The organism is Kribbella sp. VKM Ac-2569 (assembly GCF_004216905.1).
Lineage (GTDB): Bacteria > Actinomycetota > Actinomycetes > Propionibacteriales > Kribbellaceae > Kribbella.
On the sequence record NZ_SGXJ01000002.1, the window covers coordinates 1,258,012 to 1,275,902 of the forward strand.

General features: G+C 68.1%; 16 protein-coding genes. All 16 read right to left on the reverse strand.

What is annotated here, in order from left to right; translation table 11 throughout:
• Nucleotides 1–36: 36 nt before the first annotated feature.
• The 16 genes from EV649_RS19265 to EV649_RS19340 all read right to left on the reverse strand — a co-directional run bounded on the left by EV649_RS19265 (nt 37) and on the right by EV649_RS19340 (nt 17,827).
• Nucleotides 37–1,059, reverse strand: a complete 1,023-nt coding sequence (locus EV649_RS19265; RefSeq protein ID WP_130384804.1) for a polyprenyl synthetase family protein — start codon at nt 1,057–1,059, stop codon at nt 37–39.
• On the reverse strand, nt 1,056–2,636 hold the full coding sequence (gene nuoN, locus EV649_RS19270; protein ID WP_130385117.1) for an NADH-quinone oxidoreductase subunit NuoN: 1,581 nt from the start codon (nt 2,634–2,636) through the stop codon (nt 1,056–1,058). Before nuoN ends, EV649_RS19265 begins: the two co-directional genes overlap by 4 nt.
• Before the next feature lie 5 nt (nt 2,637–2,641).
• Nucleotides 2,642–4,165 carry an NADH-quinone oxidoreductase subunit M gene (locus EV649_RS19275; RefSeq protein ID WP_130384805.1) on the reverse strand — a complete coding sequence of 508 codons (1,524 nt, stop codon included), beginning with the start codon at nt 4,163–4,165 and terminating at the stop codon, nt 2,642–2,644.
• A complete protein-coding gene (gene nuoL / locus EV649_RS19280) occupies nt 4,162–6,030 on the reverse strand; it encodes an NADH-quinone oxidoreductase subunit L (protein WP_130384806.1) in 1,869 nt (622 codons plus the stop codon). Before nuoL ends, EV649_RS19275 begins: the two co-directional genes overlap by 4 nt.
• 11 nt (nt 6,031–6,041) lie before the next feature.
• Complete coding sequence (gene nuoK / locus EV649_RS19285) at nt 6,042–6,341, reverse strand: NADH-quinone oxidoreductase subunit NuoK (RefSeq protein ID WP_130384807.1); 300 nt, start codon at nt 6,339–6,341, stop codon at nt 6,042–6,044.
• Nucleotides 6,338–7,132 carry an NADH-quinone oxidoreductase subunit J gene (locus EV649_RS19290; protein WP_130384808.1) on the reverse strand — a complete coding sequence of 265 codons (795 nt, stop codon included), beginning with the start codon at nt 7,130–7,132 and terminating at the stop codon, nt 6,338–6,340. Before EV649_RS19290 ends, nuoK begins: the two co-directional genes overlap by 4 nt.
• Complete coding sequence (nuoI, locus tag EV649_RS19295; protein ID WP_241998450.1) at nt 7,129–7,635, reverse strand: NADH-quinone oxidoreductase subunit NuoI; 507 nt, start codon at nt 7,633–7,635, stop codon at nt 7,129–7,131. Before nuoI ends, EV649_RS19290 begins: the two co-directional genes overlap by 4 nt.
• A gap of 55 nt (nt 7,636–7,690) precedes the next feature.
• Nucleotides 7,691–9,001, reverse strand: a complete 1,311-nt coding sequence (gene nuoH / locus EV649_RS19300) for an NADH-quinone oxidoreductase subunit NuoH (protein WP_130384810.1) — start codon at nt 8,999–9,001, stop codon at nt 7,691–7,693.
• On the reverse strand, nt 8,998–11,427 hold the full coding sequence (locus EV649_RS19305; RefSeq protein WP_130384811.1) for an NADH-quinone oxidoreductase subunit G: 2,430 nt from the start codon (nt 11,425–11,427) through the stop codon (nt 8,998–9,000). Before EV649_RS19305 ends, nuoH begins: the two co-directional genes overlap by 4 nt.
• Nucleotides 11,424–12,734, reverse strand: a complete 1,311-nt coding sequence (gene nuoF, locus EV649_RS19310; RefSeq protein ID WP_130384812.1) for an NADH-quinone oxidoreductase subunit NuoF — start codon at nt 12,732–12,734, stop codon at nt 11,424–11,426. The genes EV649_RS19305 and nuoF overlap by 4 nt, the downstream gene beginning before the upstream one ends.
• 2 nt (nt 12,735–12,736) lie before the next feature.
• Nucleotides 12,737–13,465 (reverse strand): NADH-quinone oxidoreductase subunit NuoE, encoded by a 729-nt coding sequence (nuoE, locus tag EV649_RS19315; RefSeq protein ID WP_198682562.1) that lies wholly within the window; start codon nt 13,463–13,465, stop codon nt 12,737–12,739.
• The gene (locus tag EV649_RS19320; protein WP_130384813.1) at nt 13,466–14,803 is read right to left on the reverse strand and encodes an NADH-quinone oxidoreductase subunit D; all 1,338 of its coding nucleotides are present in this window, start codon (nt 14,801–14,803) and stop codon (nt 13,466–13,468) included. It abuts the gene before it with no gap.
• Nucleotides 14,803–15,510, reverse strand: a complete 708-nt coding sequence (locus EV649_RS19325) for an NADH-quinone oxidoreductase subunit C (protein WP_130384814.1) — start codon at nt 15,508–15,510, stop codon at nt 14,803–14,805. Before EV649_RS19325 ends, EV649_RS19320 begins: the two co-directional genes overlap by 1 nt.
• The gene (locus EV649_RS19330; RefSeq protein ID WP_130384815.1) at nt 15,507–16,061 is read right to left on the reverse strand and encodes an NADH-quinone oxidoreductase subunit B; all 555 of its coding nucleotides are present in this window, start codon (nt 16,059–16,061) and stop codon (nt 15,507–15,509) included. The genes EV649_RS19325 and EV649_RS19330 overlap by 4 nt, the downstream gene beginning before the upstream one ends.
• 1 nt (nt 16,062) lies before the next feature.
• Nucleotides 16,063–16,422: an NADH-quinone oxidoreductase subunit A gene (locus EV649_RS19335; RefSeq protein ID WP_130384816.1), complete on the reverse strand. Its 360-nt coding sequence runs from the start codon at nt 16,420–16,422 to the stop codon at nt 16,063–16,065.
• 91 nt (nt 16,423–16,513) lie between these two features.
• Nucleotides 16,514–17,827 carry a geranylgeranyl reductase family protein gene (locus EV649_RS19340; protein WP_130384817.1) on the reverse strand — a complete coding sequence of 438 codons (1,314 nt, stop codon included), beginning with the start codon at nt 17,825–17,827 and terminating at the stop codon, nt 16,514–16,516.
• Between the last annotated feature and the right edge of the window lie 64 nt (nt 17,828–17,891).

Consider the following 17,891-nt stretch of genomic DNA (forward strand, 5'->3'; position numbering starts at 1 on the left):
ACAATACGGCGCTCACGACGTGCTCGGCGTGACGGCTCAGACCGAGCGGGTGGCTACCAGGTCGCAGAGGGCGTCGAGGGCTTCTCGGCCGGGGCCTTCGGGGAGGGTGGTGAGGAGTTTGCGGGCGTCGGCTGCGCGGCGGCGTACGTCGTCTTCGGCTTGGCGGAAGGCGGGGTGCGAGCGGAGCAGGTCCAGGGTCTCCGCCAGGCGGGCGTCGTCGGACAGGTCGGAGTCCAGGAGGTCCAGGAGGCGGGCGTCCGTGGGATCCGAGGGGTCTGCCTGGGCGCGGAAGATCAGGACCGGAAGGGTCGGGACACCTTCGCGGAGGTCGGTGCCGGGGGTTTTGCCGGACTGGCCGGACTCGGACGCGATGTCGAGCAGGTCGTCGGCGAGCTGGAAGGCCACACCGATCTCCTCGCCGAACGCCCGCAGCGACTCCTGGATCTCCTCGGACGCACCGGCGTACCGGGCGCCGAAGAGGGCGGACGTCGCGATCAGTGAACCGGTCTTGTCGGCGACCACCGACAGGTAGTGCTTGAGTGGGTCCTGGCCTTCGCCGACGCCCATCGTCTCGCGGATCTGGCCCTCGACCAAGCGGCCGAAGGTGCGGGCCTGGATCCGGACCGCTTCCGGCCCGAGATCCGCGACCAGGTCCGAGGCCCGGGCGAACAGCCAGTCACCGGACAGGATCGCGACCGAGTTGTCCCACCGCGCGTTCGCCGTCGACGAGCCCCGCCGCAGCGCGGCCTCGTCCATCACGTCGTCGTGGTGCAGCGTCGCGACATGCGTGAGCTCGACGACAACCGCTGACTTCACGACGTCGTCGGCTGTGACGTCAGCACCGAACTCGGCCGCCAGCAGCACCAGCAACGGCCGGAACCGCTTGCCGCCGGCAACCATGACGTGCTGGGCGGCCGCCGTGACGAACGGCGCCTCCGACTGGGTCGCGTCGAGCAGCGCCTGCTCCACACGCTCCAGCCCAGCACGAACCCGGGACTCGAGCGCCGCGTCGGCGAACTCGAATCCCAGGCTCTCGGCCGGCAGCGGGGTCGGACTCAACGGATGAACTCACCAGCTCGGGCCGCCAGGTCGAGCACCGGTCCGGGAACCAGACCGAGAACCACCGTGGCGGCAAGACCCAGGGCGACCGCCGACGTGGTCTGCCAGCCCGGCAGCGCCACGTCCGGCGCGTCGGCCGGCAGGTCGGAGAAGAACATCAGCACGATCACGCGGACGTAGAAGAACGCGGCGACCAGGCTGGACAGGACAGCGACGACGACCAACGGCCACGCGCCACCGGTCCACGCCGCGCTGAAGACCGCCCACTTGCCGGTGAAGCCCGCGGTCAGCGGGATACCGGCGAAGGACAGCAGGAAGAACGCGAAGATACCGGCCAGCAGCGGCGACTTCTTGCCCAGGCCCGCCCAGCGGGACAGGTGCGTCGCCTCGCCGCCCGCGTCGCGCACCAGCGTGACGACCGCGAACGCGCCGATGGTCGGGAAGCCGTACGAGACCAGGTAGAACAGCACCGCCTGCGTCGAGGTGATGCCGTTGTGGACGCCGCTCCCGGCCTGCGCGAGGCCGACGAACGCGGTCAGCAGGAAGCCCGCGTGCGCGATCGACGAGTACGCCAGCATCCGCTTCACGTCGGTCTGCGTGATCGCGACGATCGAACCGACCACCATGGTGAGGATCGCGATGATCCACATCATCGGCGCCCAGTCCCAGCGCGAGCCGCCGAGCGCGACGTAGAAGACCCGCATCAGGCCGACGAACGCGGCAATCTTGGTGCAGGCCGCCATGAACCCGGTGACCGGCGTCGGAGCGCCCTGGTACACGTCCGGCGTCCAGGAGTGGAACGGTACGCCGCCGACCTTGAACAGCAGGCCGACACCCAGCAGGCCGGTGCCGGCGAGCAGGATGGTGTCGCTACCGGTGTCCGAGCTGAGCGCGTCCGCGATCCCGCCGAGCGACATCGTGCCCGCGTACCCGTAGAGCAGCGCGATCCCGAACAGCAGGAACGCCGACGAGAAGGCGCCGAGCAGGAAGTACTTCATCGCGGCTTCCTGCGAGATCAGCCGGCGACGGCGCGCGAGGCCGCACAGCAGGTACAGCGGCAGCGAGAAGACCTCGAGCGCGACGAACAGCACCAGCAGGTCGTTCGACGCCGCGAACAGCATCATGCCGCCGACCGCGAACAGCGTCAGCGGGAAGATCTCGGTGTGCTCGATGCGCGCCGCCGTACCCTCGCGCTCGGCCTCGGACCCCGGTACGGCGGCCGCTTGGCCGGCGAACGCGGACAGGCCGCCGTCGATCGAACGCTCCGCGAACAGCAGCACGCTGATCAGGGACAGCGCCAGCAGGATCAGCCAGGTGAACAGCGCCGGGCCGTCGACCGAGATCGCACCCTGGGCGGCGAGCAGCTCCTTCTTGCCGTTCATCAGGATGCCGGTCAGCACACCGGACACGACCACGGCGACCACCGTGATCGCCAGCTGCACCAGGTGCCGCAACGGCCGCGGCAGGAACGCCTCGACCAGGACGCCGACGCACGCCGCGCCGAACACGACGAGCAGCGGAGCCAGCTCGTTGTACTCGATCTTGGGCGCCGTGAAGTCCGCCAGCGGCAGCAACATCGCGCTCACTTCTGTCCCTCCGTCACGGGGATCTGCGGTGCCTTGTCGGTCACGCCGACCCGCTGCATGGTCTCGTCGACCGCGGGCTTGATGATGTCGACCACCGGCTTCGGGAAGATCCCCAGGCCGATGATCAGGACCACGAGCGGCGCGATCGCCAGCACCTCACGCGCGTTCAGGTCCTTCAGCTTCTCGATCCCGTCGCGGACCGGACCGGTCATCGTGCGTTGGTACATCAGCAGGATGTACAGCGCGGCCAGCACGATACCGAGGACGGCGATCACCGCGATCACCTTGTGCCGGCTGAACGTCCCGGCCAGCACCATGAACTCGGAGATGAACGGCGACAGACCGGGCAGCGCCAGGCTCGACAGTCCCGCGAACAGGAACGTGCCGGCCAGCACCGGAGCGACCTTCTCCACCCCGCCGTAGTCGGCGATCCGCGCGGAGCCGCGCCGGGAGATCAGGTACCCGGCGACGAGGAACAGCGCCGCGGTGGAGAGACCGTGGTTAAACATGTACAGCGTCGACCCGGTCAGGCCCTGCGACGTCAGCGCGAAGATACCCATCACGATGAAGCCGAAGTGCGAGATCGAGGTGTACGCGATCAGGCGCTTGATGTCGGTCTGGCCGATCGCCAGGAGCGCGCCGTACAGCACCGAGATCAGCGCCAGCACCAGCACGACCGGGGTGGCCCACTCGGACGCGTTCGGGAACAGGCCCAGGCAGAACCGGATCATCCCGAAGGTGCCGATCTTGTCCAGGATGCCGACCAGCAGCACCGACGTCCCCGGCGTCGCCTCACCGGCCGCGTCCGGCAGCCAGGTGTGGAACGGCACCATCGGCGCCTTCACCGCGAACGCGAAGAAGAAGCCGAGGAACAGCCACCGTTCGGTGTTCTGGCTGATGTCGAGCTTCATCAGGTCGCTCAGCAGGTACGACGGCTCACCGGCCTTGGCCGAGATGACGTACAGACCGACCACCGACGCCAGCATCAGCAGACCGCCGAGCAGCGAGTAGAGCAGGAACTTCACCGCGGCGTACGAACGCTGCGGGCCACCGAAGCCGCCGATCAGGAAGTACATCGGGATCAGCGTGGCCTCGAACAGCACGTAGAAGAGGAACACGTCGGTGGCGGAGAACACGCCGATCGACAGCGCCTCGAGGCCCAGGATCCAGGCGAAGAAGGACTTCTCCGACCAGCGGCCGTGCTGCGCGTCGTTCCAGGACGCGATCAGCACGATCGGCGTCAGCAGCGCGGTCAGCACCACCAGCACGATGCCGACACCGTCGAGACCGAGCGCGTAGTGCGCGCCGAAGGCCTTGATCCAGGTGTGCGTCTCGGCGTACTCCTCGCCGCCGTTGCGGTGGTAGCCGACCGCGACGATCGCGGTCAGCACCAGCGTCACGAGCGAGAACCCGAGCGCGACCTGCTTGGCCGTCAGCGCTTTCGCCTTCGGCACCAGCATCGTCGCGACGGCCCCGACGAACGGCAGGAGCAATAACAGGGTCAGCCAACCGATGTTCACGACAACCTCACCGCGAGGAGGGCGACGACCACGAATGCGGCGCCGAAGACCATGCTGAGTGCGTACGAACGGACGAAGCCCGTCTGGAACCGGCGGAGCCGGCCGGACAGACCGCCGAAGAGTGCGGCCAGGCCGTTGACCAGGCCGTCGACGCCCCGGTTGTCGAGCCAGACCAGCGTCCGGGTCAGGTACTGCCCGGGCCGCATCAGGACCGCCTCGTTCAGCGCGTCGCCGTACAGGTCCCGGCGGGCGAAGACGGTGACCGGCGAACCGGCGGGCGCCTCCCGCGGGATGTCCCGGCGGTACTTGAGCACCGCGATGACGATGCCGACGGCAACCACCGCGAGGGTGATCAGCGTCATCACCAAGGCACTCACCGGCGGGTGCTCCTCCTCGTGACCGACGATCGGCTCCAGCCAGTCGACGATCCAGTGACCCGCGAAGTACAGCGCGCCGCCGCCCAGCGACAGCGCCGCCAGGATGATCAGCGGCCAGGTCATCACGGCCGGCGACTCGTGCGGGTGCACGTCGTCCGCCCAGCGCTTCTTGCCGAAGAACGTCATCAGCATCACCCGCGTCATGTAGAACGCGGTGATTCCGGCGCCGAGCAGCGCGCACAGACCGATCACCGTGTTGTCCGCGAACGCGGCCTCGATGATCTTGTCCTTGCTGAAGAAGCCGGCGAACGGCGGGATGCCGAGGATCGCCAGGTAGCCGAAGGCGAAGGTCGCGAAGGTGATCTTCATCGGCGTCCGCAGGGCGCCGTAGTGGCGCATGTTCACGTCGTCGTTCATGCCGTGCATGACCGAGCCGGCGCCGAGGAACATGTTGGCCTTGAAGAAGCCGTGGGTGAGCAGGTGGAAGATCGCGAACACGTACCCGGCCGGGCCGAGACCCGCGGCGAGCATCATGTAGCCGATCTGGCTCATCGTCGAACCGGCCAGGGCCTTCTTGATGTCGTCCTTGGCGCAACCGATGATCGCACCGGCGAGCGCGGTGACCGTACCGACGATCACCACCGCGGTGGACGCGGCGTCGGTGACCTCGTAGATCGCGTGCGACCGGACCACCAGGTAGACGCCGGCCGTGACCATGGTCGCCGCGTGGATCAGCGCCGACACCGGGGTCGGGCCCTCCATCGCGTCCAGCAGCCAGGACTGCAGCGGCACCTGCGCGGACTTACCGCAGGCGGCCAGCAGCAGCATCAGGCCGAGCAGCGTGGCCCAGGTACTCGAGACGTGCTCGGCGCCGGCGTTCACGGTTGCGAAGGCCGAGGAGCCGAAGAGCGCCCACATGCTCATCACCGCGAGCGAGAGGCCGATGTCACCGACCCGGTTCACGACGAACGCCTTCTTCGCAGCGACCGCGGCCGAGTTCTTGTGCTGCCAGAAACCGATCAGCAGGTACGACGCCAGACCGACGCCCTCCCAGCCGACGAAGACCAGCAGGTAGTCGGCCGCCAGCACCAGCAGCAGCATCGCCGCGATGAACAGGTTCAGGTAGCCGAAGAACCGCCGCCGGCGCGGGTCGTGCTCCATGTAGCCGATCGAGTAGATGTGGATCAGCGAACCCACACCGGTGATCAGCAGCACGAACAGGATCGACAGCGGGTCGATCAGCAGCGTGAAGTCGACCTTGATCTGGCCGACCGAGAACCACTCGAACAGCCGGACCGTCTCGGACCGCTCCTCGCTCGCCTGGCCCCTCATCTGGAAGAACAGCACGACGCCGAAGGCGAAGGAGATCACCGGCGCCAGCGTGCCCAGCAGGTGACCCCATGCGTTGGTGGCCTTGCCACCGAGCAGCAGGATCGCCGCGGACAGTGCCGGTACCGCGACCAGCAGCCACGTCAGCTCATGACTCATCGGTGCTTACCTCAGTACTTGAGCAGGTTGGCGTCGTCGACCGAGGCCGAGCGACGGGTGCGGAAGATGGCCATGATGATCGCCAGCCCGATCACGACCTCGGCCGCGGCCACCACCATCACGAAGAAGGCGGCGATCTGGCCGTCGAGGTTGCCGTGCTGGCGGGCGAAACTCACGAACGCGAGGTTGGTCGCGTTCAGCATCAGCTCGACGCACATGAAGACGACGATCGCGTTCCGGCGTACCAGCACGCCCAGCGCACCGATACTGAACAGAATCGCCGCGAGCACGATGTACGGCTCGGTCGTCACTTGTCGTCTCCTTCTGACTCACCGGCGTCGAGCTTGCGGACCTCTTCGATGTCCGCGCGCTCCTCGGCTTCGGGGAACACGGTGCCACGTGCCTGGAGCACCCGCGAAACCGAGGTCGGTGCGATCGACCCGTCCGGCAGCAGGGCCGGGGTGTCGACGGCGTTGTGCCGGGCCAGGACACCGGGCGTCGGCAGCGGGCCGGGGTGGATGCCCTGTTCGGCGTACTTGCGGATCCGCTCCTCGGCGTGGTCGCGCTGCGTCTTCTTCTTGGTCAGCCGCTCGCGGTGGGCCAGCATCATGGCGCCCATCGCCGCGGTGATCAGCAGCGCCGACGTGACCTCGAAGGCGAACACGTACTTGCCGAACAGCAACTGCGCGAGGCCCTTGACGTTTCCGTCCGGCTGCGCGTCGGCCAGTCCGGCCGGGTTCCCGTAGATCGCGTTCCCGACCGCGGCGAGCAGCAGTACGCCGAAGCCGAGGAAGGCGATCCCAGCGAGCAGCCGCTGACCGCGGATCGTCTCGACCAGCGAGTCGGAGGCGTCGACGCCGACCAGCATCAGCACGAACAGGAACAGCATCAGGATCGCGCCGGTGTAGACGATGATCTGTACGGCGAACAGGAACGGTGCGTCCTGCGCGGCGTACTGCACCGCGAGGCAGATCATCACGGTCGCCAGCAGCAGCGCCGAGTGCACCGCCTTACGGACCAGCACCATGCCGATCGCGGCCAGGATCATGACCGGGGCGAGCAGCCAGAACGCGACCTGCGGCCCGGTGACCAACCCGATCATTTGGCGTCACTCCCCTGCGTCTGACTTCCTGGGGCCTTGGCGGCCGCACCGGTCAGTCCGAGGTAGTAGTCCTTCTCGGTCGTGCCGAGCTGCATCTCGTGCGGCGGCTCCTGCATGCCCGGAAGCAGCGGCGCCAGCAGGTCCTTCTTCTCGTAGATGAGGGACTCGCGGCTGGTGTCGGCCAGCTCGTACTCGTTGGTCATGGTGAGCGCCCGGGTCGGGCAGGCCTCGATGCACAGACCGCAGAGAATGCAGCGCAGGTAGTTGATCTGGTAGACGCGGCCGTACCGCTCGCCCGGCGAGAAGCGACCTGTCGAATCGTCCGCGTTGTCCGCGCCCTCGACGTAGATCGCGTCCGCGGGGCAGGCCCACGCGCACAGCTCACAGCCGATGCACTTCTCCAGCCCGTCCGGCCACCGGTTCAGCTGGTGCCGGCCGTGGAACCGCGGGGCGGTCGGCTTCTTGTAAAACGGGTACTCCTCGGTGAACACCTTCCGGAACATCGTCCGGAAGGTGACCCCGAACCCGGCTACCGGGTCCCAGAGGGACTCTTTGACACTAGCCACGGCTGCCTGCCTTCGATTTCGGCTCGGTCTGCTGACTGGGGAGCGGTGGTGGCACCGGGAACCCGCCGGCGAAGGCGTCGAACTCCTCGCCGTCGGCCACCTCAGCCGGCTCTTCCTTGGGCTTCTGCGGAATGAACATGCTGATCACCGCGATCACCAGCACGATCGCGGCCGCGACCAGCAGCGTCGTACGGCTGAAGTTGGTCTCGCGGCCGACCGCGCGAACGGTGGCGACCAGCAGAATCCAGGCCAGCGAGATCGGGATCAGGACCTTCCAGCCGAACTTCATGAACTGGTCGTAGCGCAGTCGCGGCAGCGTTCCGCGCAACCAGATGTAGAAGAAGATGAAGCCCATCAGCTTGCCCATGAACCACAGCACCGGCCAGAAGCCGGAGTTCGCGCCGTCCCAGATCGAGATCGGCCACGGCGCCCGCCAGCCGCCCAGGAACAGCGTGGTGGCCAGCGCGGACACCGTCGCCATGTTGATGTACTCGGCCAGGAAGAACATCGCGTACTTGATCGAGGAGTACTCGGTCAGGAAGCCCGCGACCAGCTCGCCCTCGGCCTCGGGGAGGTCGAACGGCGCCCGGTTCGTCTCGCCGATCATCGAGATCACGTAGATCACGAACGACGGGAAGAGCAGGAACGCGTACCACCCGGGCAGCGGGATCTCGGCCCCGAACCAGTGCACGGTCTGGTGCGACTGCGCCGCCACGATCTCCGAGGTGGACAGCGAGCCCGCGAACAGGAACACCGTCACCAGCGCCAGTCCCATCGCGACCTCGTACGAGATCATCTGTGCGCTGGACCGCAGGCCGCCGAGCAGCGAGTACGTCGAGTTCGACGACCAGCCGCCGAGCACGATGCCGTAGATGCCGATCGAGGCGATCGCCATCACGTACAGCACCGAGACCGGCAGGTCGGTGAGCTGCAGCCGGGTGTAGGTGTCGGTGAACGGGATCTTCACCGTCGGGCCGAACGGGATCACCGCGAAGGTGAGGAAGGCCGGTACGGCGACGATCGCCGGCGCCAGCACGAAGACCAGCCGGTCGACGCCCTTCGGCATCAGGTCTTCCTTGAGCATCAGCTTCACACCGTCGGCCAGCGACTGCAGCAGACCCTGCGGGCCGTGCACGTTCGGGCCGATCCGGTGCTGCATCCGCGCGACCACCCGGCGTTCCCACCAGATGTTGAAGAGCGTCAGCACCACCAGGAAGACGAAGATGAACAGCACCTTGATGAGAATGACCCACCAAGGGTCATGTCCGACCCCGGCGTCCGGCACCGCGAGCGGGATGTTCATGCGTTCCCTCCGGCGATCGTCACGATCGAGCCATGGTCTGCGTGCAACGACCGGCGGACGTGGGAGTCGGCCGAGTTGGTCGGCAGCCAGACCACGTTGTCGGTCATCGGGGTGATGACGACCGGCAGCCGGATGCTCCCGGCGTCGGTGCTCACCACCAGCTCGTCCCCGTCGGCGACACCGATCCGGCGCGCGGTCGTGAGCGAGACCCGGGCGACCGGCGTACGCGCGGTCGCGGTCAGGTGCGGCTCACCGTCGCAGGCGCGGCTGTCGTCGATCAGCATCCGCCAGGTCGCGAGCCGGGTGGAGTCGAACGCGCCGAGGGCCGGACCGGCCTGGTACGTCGGCTCCTGGGCCCGGTCACCGTCCCAGCGGCCGAGCTCGTCGTACTCACGCTTGGCGCCGCCGGCCGTGCTGAAGCCGAGCGGGTTGCCCATCTCCTGCGCCAGCGCGGCCAGCGCGCGGACGTCCGGCATCGCGGCCGGCACCTCGAGCACGACCGGGAACGGCCGCTCGCGGCCCTCCCAGTTCACGAAGGTGCCGGACTTCTCCGCCGGCGGTACGACGGGGAAGACCACGTCGGCGTACTCGGTCACCTGCGAGTTGCGAACCTCGAAGCTGACCACGAACGGCGCGGCGTCCAGCGCAGCGAGCGCCGCGGCCGGGTCGGGCAGGTCGTCGATCTCGACACCCGCGACGACCAGCGCCTGCAGCGATCCCGCGTTGGCGATGATCTCGGTGAGGTCCTTGCCGGGCTCACCCGGAAGGTTGTCCACGCCCCAGGCGGCCTGCAGGTCGACGCGCGCCTGCGGGTCGCTGACCAGCCGGCCACCGGGCAGCAGGCCCGGAAGGCAGCCGGCCTCGAGCGCGGCCCGGTCACCCGCACGCCGCGGGATCCAGGCAAGGTCGGCACCGGTGTCGAGCGCCAGCCGGAGCGCGTTCGAGTAGCCACCCGGTACGGCGGCCAGCCGCTCGCCGACGACGATGATCGAGTCCGGACCGAGCGCGGCCCGGGCTGCTGCCCCGGCCTCGCCGGCGTTACCGAGATCCGCGAGTACGGCGGCCTCGGTGCCCGGCGACGCCTGGACGACGACGCCGTTCAGCTTCTCCACACCGCGGGACGCGTACGACGCGACCGTGAACACCTTGGTGCCGTGCGTCTTCACGCCCTTGCGCACCCGGAGGAAGACCGACGGTGCCTCTTCCTCGGGCTCGAACCCGACGAACAGCACGGTGCCGGCCTTCTCCAGGTCGGAGAACGTCGTACCCAGGCCGGTGCCGGCCACCGCGGCGGCGAGGAAGTCCGCCTCCTCCGCGGAGTGCGGGCGGGCCCGGAAGTCGATGTCGTTGCTGCCCAGCGCGACCCGGGCGAACTTCGAGTACGCGTAGGCGTCCTCGACCGTCAGCCGGCCACCGGTCAGCACCGCCGCATTGCCACGCGCCGCCGTCAGCTGCTCGGCCGCGAAGGTCAGCGCCTCCGGCCAGGACGCCGGCCGCAGCTCGCCGTCCTCGCGGATCAGCGGGTGGGTCAACCGGTCACCGGTGGTCGCGTACTGGAACGCGAACCGGTCCTTGTCGGAGATCCACTCCTCGTTGACCTGCGGGTCGTCACCGGCCAGCCGGCGCATCACCTTGCCGCGCCGGTAGTCGACCCGGATCGCCGCACCGGACGAGTCGTGCTCGGCCACCGACGGCACCGACACCAGGTCGAACGGCCGCGAGCGGAAGCGGTACGCCGCACTCGTCAGCGCACCGACCGGGCAGATCTGGATCGTGTTGCCGGAAAAGTAGCTCTCGAAGGGCTCCTTCTCGTAGATGCCGACCTGCTGCAGCGCGCCGCGCTCGATCAGCGCGATGAACGGGTCACCGGCGATCTGCTCGGAGAAGCGGGTGCAGCGCGCGCAGAGGATGCAGCGCTCGCGGTCCAGCAGCACCTCGGCCGAGATGTTGATCGGCTTCGGGTAGGTCCGCTTGATCTCGGTGAACCGGGACTCGCCGGCGCCGTTGCTCATCGCCTGGTTCTGCAGCGGGCACTCGCCGCCCTTGTCGCAGACCGGGCAGTCGAGCGGGTGGTTGATCAGCAGGAATTCCATCTGCCCGTGCTGAGCCTTGTCCGCCACCGGCGAACTCACCTGGGTGCGGACCACCATGCCGTCGGCAACGACGATCGTGCAGGAAGCCTGCGGCTTGGGCATCCCGCGGCCGTTCCCGGCGTCGGTGATCTCGACCAGGCACTGCCGGCAGGCGCCGACCGGGTCGAGCAGCGGGTGGTCGCAGAACCGCGGGATCTGGATCCCGATCTGCTCGGCCGCCCGGATCAGCAGGGTGTTCTTCGGAACCTTCACCTCGATGTCGTCGATGGTGACCGTCACCAGGTCGGTGCGCTCCACCTCCGACCCGGCCGGCGGGTTCGCTTGGATCGTCATGCGCTAGCTCCAGCAGTCGCGAAGACAGTGCTTGCCATCGGGTCGAACGGGCAGCCGCCGTTCTCGAAGTGCGCCAGGTACTCGTCCTTGAAATGCGCGATCGAGCTGGTGATCGGCGCGGTCGCACCGTCGCCCAGCGCGCAGAACGACCGGCCGAGGATGTTCTCGGACAGGTCGAGCAGGACGTCCAGGTCCTCGTCGGACCCCTGACCCTTCTCCAGCCGCTCGAGAATCTGCACCAGCCACCACGTGCCCTCGCGGCACGGCGTGCACTTGCCGCAGGACTCGTGCTTGTAGAACTCGGTCCAGCGCAGTACGGCGCGCACGACGCACACCGAGTCGTCGAAGATCTGCAGCGCCTTCGTACCGAGCATCGAGCCCACCGCGCCGACGCCCTCGTAGTCCAGCGGTACGTCGAGGTGCTCGGACGTCAGCAGCGGCGTCGACGAGCCGCCCGGCGTCCAGAACTTCAGCTCGTGGCCCTCACGGACCCCACCGGCCAGGTCGAGCAGCTCCCGCAGCGTGATGCCCAGCGGGGCCTCGTACTGACCCGGACGGGTGACGTGACCGGACAGCGAGTACAGCGTCATGCCCTTGGACTTCTCGGTGCCCATCGAGGAGAACCAGTCCGGCCCGTTCTTGATGATGGCGGGAACGGAAGCGATCGACTCGACGTTGTTGATAACAGTGGGGCAGCCGTACAGACCGGCCACGGCCGGGAAGGGAGGACGCAGCCGAGGTTGACCGCGACGTCCTTCCAGCGAGTCGAGCAGCGCCGTCTCCTCGCCACAGATGTAGGCGCCGGCGCCGGCGTGCACGACCACGTCGAGGTCGTAGCCGCTGCCGAGGATGTTCGTGCCGATGTAGCCGGCGTCCTTGGCCTCCTGGACCGCCTGCTGCAGCCGGCGGATCACGTGCAGGACCTCACCGCGGACGTAGATGAACGCGACCGACGCGCGGATCGCGTAGGACGCGATGACGACGCCCTCGACCAGCGTGTGCGGCGAGGCCATCATCAGCGGGATGTCCTTGCAGGTGCCCGGCTCCGACTCGTCGGCATTCACCACGAGGTACTTCGGGTTCGGGTTGTCCTGCGGGATGAACTGCCACTTCATGCCGGTCGGGAAGCCCGCGCCACCTCGGCCGCGCAGCCCGGAGTCCTTGACCGTGGCAACGACATCGGCCGGCTGCATCGCGAGCGCCTTGCGCAGCGCGTCGTACCCGCCGGACCGCTGGTACGACGACAGCTGCCAGGACCTGATCTGGTCCCAGTTGTCGGACAGCACCGGAGTCAACGTGTCAGCCATGGTCAGTCCTCCTTCTGGGTCTCGGCGTTGGAGGAGCCACCGGGCGCAGTCCAGCCGCGCTCACGGGCCAGGCGGAGGCCGGCCAGCGTGGCCTTGCCGCCGGTCGGGCCCTCGTCGGCACGGCCGTCGGGGTAACCGGCCAGCACCCGCTCGGTCTCGCGCCAGGTGCAGACCGTCGCACCGCGCGGCGACTTCACCTCGTTGCCGTCCCGCAGGTCGTCGACCAGCTGGGTGGCGGACTCCGGCGTCATGTCGTCGAAGAACTCCCAGTTGACCATCATCACCGGCGCGTAGTCACAGGCCGCGTTGCACTCGAGGTGCTCGAGGGTGATCTTGCCGTCCTCGGTGGTCTCGTCGTTGCCGACGTCGAGGTGCTGCTTCAGCCGGTCGAAGATCAGGTCGCCGCCCATCACCGCGCACAGCGTGTTGGTGCAGACGCCGACGTGGTAGTCGCCGACCGGGCGGCGCTTGTACATCGTGTAGAAGGTGGCCACCGCCGACACCTCGGCGCCGGTCAGCCCGAGCACGTCGGCGCAGGCCTCGATGCCCTCCGGGGTGACCCGGCCCTCGACCGACTGCACCAGGTGCAGCATCGGCAGCAGCGCGGACCGGGCGACCGGGTACCGCGCCGCGATCTCGCGCATCTCCGCGATCGTGGCGTCGGTGATCTTCGAGTCGCCGGTGCTGTAGGGCACCGTCTTGTCGGTAGCAGTCGTGTGGTTCTCGGCCATTTAGCGGTCCACTCCACCCATCACCGGGTCAAGGCTGGCGACGGCGACGATCACGTCGGCGACCTGGCCGCCCTCGCACATGATCGGCATCGCCTGCAGGTTTGCGAAGGACGGGTCACGGAAGTGCACCCGGTACGGCTTGGTGCCGCCGTCGGAGACGACGTGGCAGCCCATCTCGCCGCGCGGCGACTCGAGCGCGACGTACGCCTGGCCGGCCGGCACCCGGAAGCCCTCGGTGACCAGCTTGAAGTGATGGATCAGCGCTTCCATCGACTCGCCCATGATGTGCTTGATGTGGTCGAGCGAGTTGCCCATCCCGTCGGCGCCGACGGCCAGCTGGCTCGGCCAGCCGATCTTCTTGTCGGCGACCATCACCGGCTGGCCGTCCATCTTCTCCAGCCGGTCGGCGCACTGCTCGACGATCTTCAGCGACTCGTGCATCTCCTGCAGCCGCACGCGGAACCGTCCGTACGCGTCCGAGGAGTCCCAGGTCGGTACGTCGAAGTCGTACGTCTCGTACCCGCAGTACGGCTGGCTCTTGCGCAGGTCGAGCGCGTAGCCGGTGGAGCGCACCGTCGGGCCGGAGATGCCGAGCGCCATGCAGCCGGCCAGGTCCAGGTAGCCGACGTCCTGCAGCCGCGCCTTGAAGATCGGGTTGGCGTTGCAGAGTTCGGCGTACTCCTTGAGGTGCCGGTTCATCCACGTGATGTACTCGCGGATCTTGTCCAGCGCACCCGGCGGGAGGTCCTGCGCGACACCGCCCGGCCGGATGAACGCGTGGTTCATCCGCAGCCCGGTGATCAGCTCGAACAGGTCCAGGGTCTTCTCACGCTCGCGGAAACCGATCGTCATCACGGTCAGCGCGCCGATCTCCATACCGCCGGTGGCGATGCAGACCAGGTGGCTGCTGATCCGGTTGAGCTCCATCAGGAGCACCCGCATCACGTTCGCCTTGTCCGGGATGTCGTCCTCGATCCCGAGCAGCCGCTCGACCGCCAGGCAGTACGCCGCCTCGTTGTAGAACGGCGACAGGTAGTCCATCCGGGTGACGAACGTGACGCCCTGCACCCAGGAGCGGAACTCCATGTTCTTCTCGATACCGGTGTGCAGGTACCCGATGCCGCAGCGGGCCTCGGTCACGTTCTCACCGTCGAGCTCGAGGATCAGCCGGAGCACACCGTGCGTGGACGGGTGCTGCGGGCCCATGTTGACGACGACGCGCTCTTCCGGCTCCTCGTCGAGGCCGGAGACGACCGAGTCCCAGTCCTGGCCGGTGACGGTGAAGACCTTGCCCTCGGTGGTGTCCCGGGTGGTCGCGTACGGATCTGTTGCGGTCATTAGTTGTACGACCTCCGCGTGTCGGGCGGTGGGATGACAGCGCCCTTGTACTCGACGTCGATACCGCCGAGCGGGTAGTCCTTGCGCTGCGGGTGACCCGGCCAGTCGTCGGGCATCTGGATCCGGGTCAGGGCCGGGTGTCCGTCGAAGATGATGCCGAAGAAGTCCCAGGTCTCCCGCTCGTGCCAGTCGTTGGCCGGGTAGACCGAGACGACCGACGGGATGTGCGGGTCGGCGTCGGGCGCCGACACCTCCAGCCGGATCCGGCGGTTGTGGGTGATCGACAGGAAGTGGTAGACGGCGTGCAGCTCGCGGCCGGTCTCTTCCGGGTAGTGCACACCGCTGACACCGGAGCAGAACTCGAACCGCAGCGCCTCGTCGTCGCGCAGGTGCTGGCACACGTCGACCAGGTTCTCGCGCTTGATGTGCAGGGTCAGCTCACCGCGGTCGACGACGACCTTCTCGATCGCACCGTCGGCGGCCAGGCCTTCCAGCCGGTCCACCGCACCGTCGAACCAGGAGCCGTACGGCTTCGGCGTACCGCCCGGCAGCGCGACCTGACGACGCAGGCCACCGAAGCCGGAGGTGTCACCGGTACCGCGGACACCGAACATGCCCTCGCGCTGTTCGATCACCTCGGCCTGCGGCGTCTGCGCGTCACTGGCGGCAGACGTCGCCGGAAGGTTCTCGGGCTGGGAGTCACTCACCGGAGCAGACCCTTCATCTCGATCGTCGGGGCGGCGGTCAGGGCCGCGGCCTCCAGCTCGGTCTCCAGCGCCTTCTTGTGCGCGCCGAGCTTCATGTGCTGGATCTGGTCGTGGATCTTCAGGAACGCGTCCAGCAACATCTCCGGCCGCGGCGGGCAGCCGGGCAGGTACATGTCGACCGGTACGACGTGGTCCACGCCCTGCACGATCGCGTAGTTGTTGAACATGCCGCCCGACGACGCGCACACGCCCATCGCCAGCACCCACTTCGGGCCGGGCATCTGGTCGTAGATCTGGCGCAGTACCGGAGCCATCTTCTGGCTCACCCGGCCGGCCACGATCATCAGGTCGGCCTGTCGCGGCGAGGCCCGGAAGACCTCCATGCCGAACCGCGCGGCGTCGTACCGCGGGGCGCCGGTGGTCATCATCTCGATGGCGCAGCAGGCCAGCCCGAAGGTTGCCGGCCACAACGAGGCCTTGCGCATGTAGCCGAGCAGTCCTTCGACGGTGCTCAGCAGGACGCCGGCCGGAAGCTGTTCCTCAAGACCCATGTCAGTCCCACTCCAGTCCGCCGCGGCGCCATACGTAGGCGTACGCGACGAAGACGGTGACGATGAAGATGACCATCTCGACGAGCCCGAACAGTGCCATCTGGTCGAAGGCCACCGCCCACGGGTAGAGGAAGATGATCTCGATGTCGAAAACGATGAACAGCATCGCGGTGATGTAGTACTTCACCGGGAAGCGCCCACCGCCGACCGGCTGCGGAGTGGGCTCGATGCCGCACTCGTAGGAGTCCAGCCGGGCCCGGTTGTAGCGCTTCGGGCCGACCAGCGCGCTAACGGTGATGCTGCCTGCGACGAAGAGCGCCGCGAGCACACCGAGAGCGAGAATCGGTGTATAGGGGTGCATCGCTGCGTGCTCCCTCCTTCAGCCGGTGGTCTGTACTTAACTTGTCTTTGGATATCAGTAGCGCTGTGGCTCAGCTCACTCGCCCCGCCGGTCAGGCGGCCGGGGCGAGCTTGGTGAGGCCGTTGATGATCTTGTCCATCACGTCCCCGTCACGCGGGTCGGTGAGGTTGGCAAGCAACTTCAGGGTGAACTTCATCAGGGTGGTGCGCGGCAGACCGTACTTGGTGCAGAGCCGCATCACCTCCGGATTTCCGATCAGCTTCACGAAGATCCGGCCGAGCGTGTAGTAACCGCCGTACTCCTGCTTCAGCGCCTTCGGGTACGCCGACAGCGCGCGTTCCCGCTGGTTCGGCTGCCGGTGCAGCGCCTGGGCGGCGACCTCGGCGGCGAACGCCCCGGACTCCATCGCGTACGGGATGCCTTCGCCGTTGAACGGGTTGACCATGCCGCCGGCGTCGCCGAGCAGCATCAGGCCGCGGGTGTAGTGCGGCTGCCGGTTGAAGCCCATCGGCAGCGCGGCGCCCCGGATCGGGATGGTCTGGAACTCGTCCCGGAACTGCCACTCCTCGGGCGTGACCTTGAGCCACTGCTTCAGCAGGTCGGCGTAGTCGACCTTGCCGAACGCCTCCGAGGTGTTCAGGATGCCGAGGCCGACGTTGACCGTGCCGTCGCCCATCCCGAAGATCCAGCCGTAGCCGGGAAGCAGCACGCGGCCACCGGGCTGCTTCGGGTCGTCGGCCCACAGTTCCAGCCAGGACTCGAGGTAGTCGTCGTTGGTCCGCGGGCTGGTGAAGTACGTCCGTACGGCGACACCCATCGGGCGGTCGTCGCGCTTGTGCAGGCCCATCGCGATGCTCAACCGCGACGAGTTCCCGTCGGCCGCCATCACCAGTGGCGCCCGGTACTCGACGTCGCCGCCGGCCCGGCGGCCGTTGTCGTCGACCGGCTTCGCGGTGACCCCGACGATGTCGCCGCGGCCATCGAGGATCGGGCCGGTCACGTTGGTCCGCTCCCGCAGCCGCGCCCCGGCCTTCTCGGCCTGCCGGGCGAGCATCTCGTCGAAGTCCATCCGGTTCCGGGTCAGCCCGTAGTTCGGGTGGCTGGCCAGATCCGGCCAGTCGAGCTGCAGGACGTGCCCGGCGCCCTGGATGCGGAGTCCGTAGTTCCGGATCCAGCCGGCCTCTTCGGAGATGTCGATGCCCATGTTGATGAGCTGCTTGGTGCCGCGCGGGGTGAGCCCGTCGCCGCACACCTTCTCCCGCGGGAACGCCGTCTTCTCCAGCAGCAGGACGTCCAGTCCGGCGTTCGCCAGGTGGTACGCCGCCGCCGATCCGGCGGGTCCGGCACCGACGACGATCACATCGGCGGTCTCCGCCTGCTGCCCGCTCGGCACGCTCTGGCTCATCTCTTCCCGGCCTGGATGTTTAGGGGCGTGTGCGCTCGTGAAGTGATTCACGAACCCTCTTCAC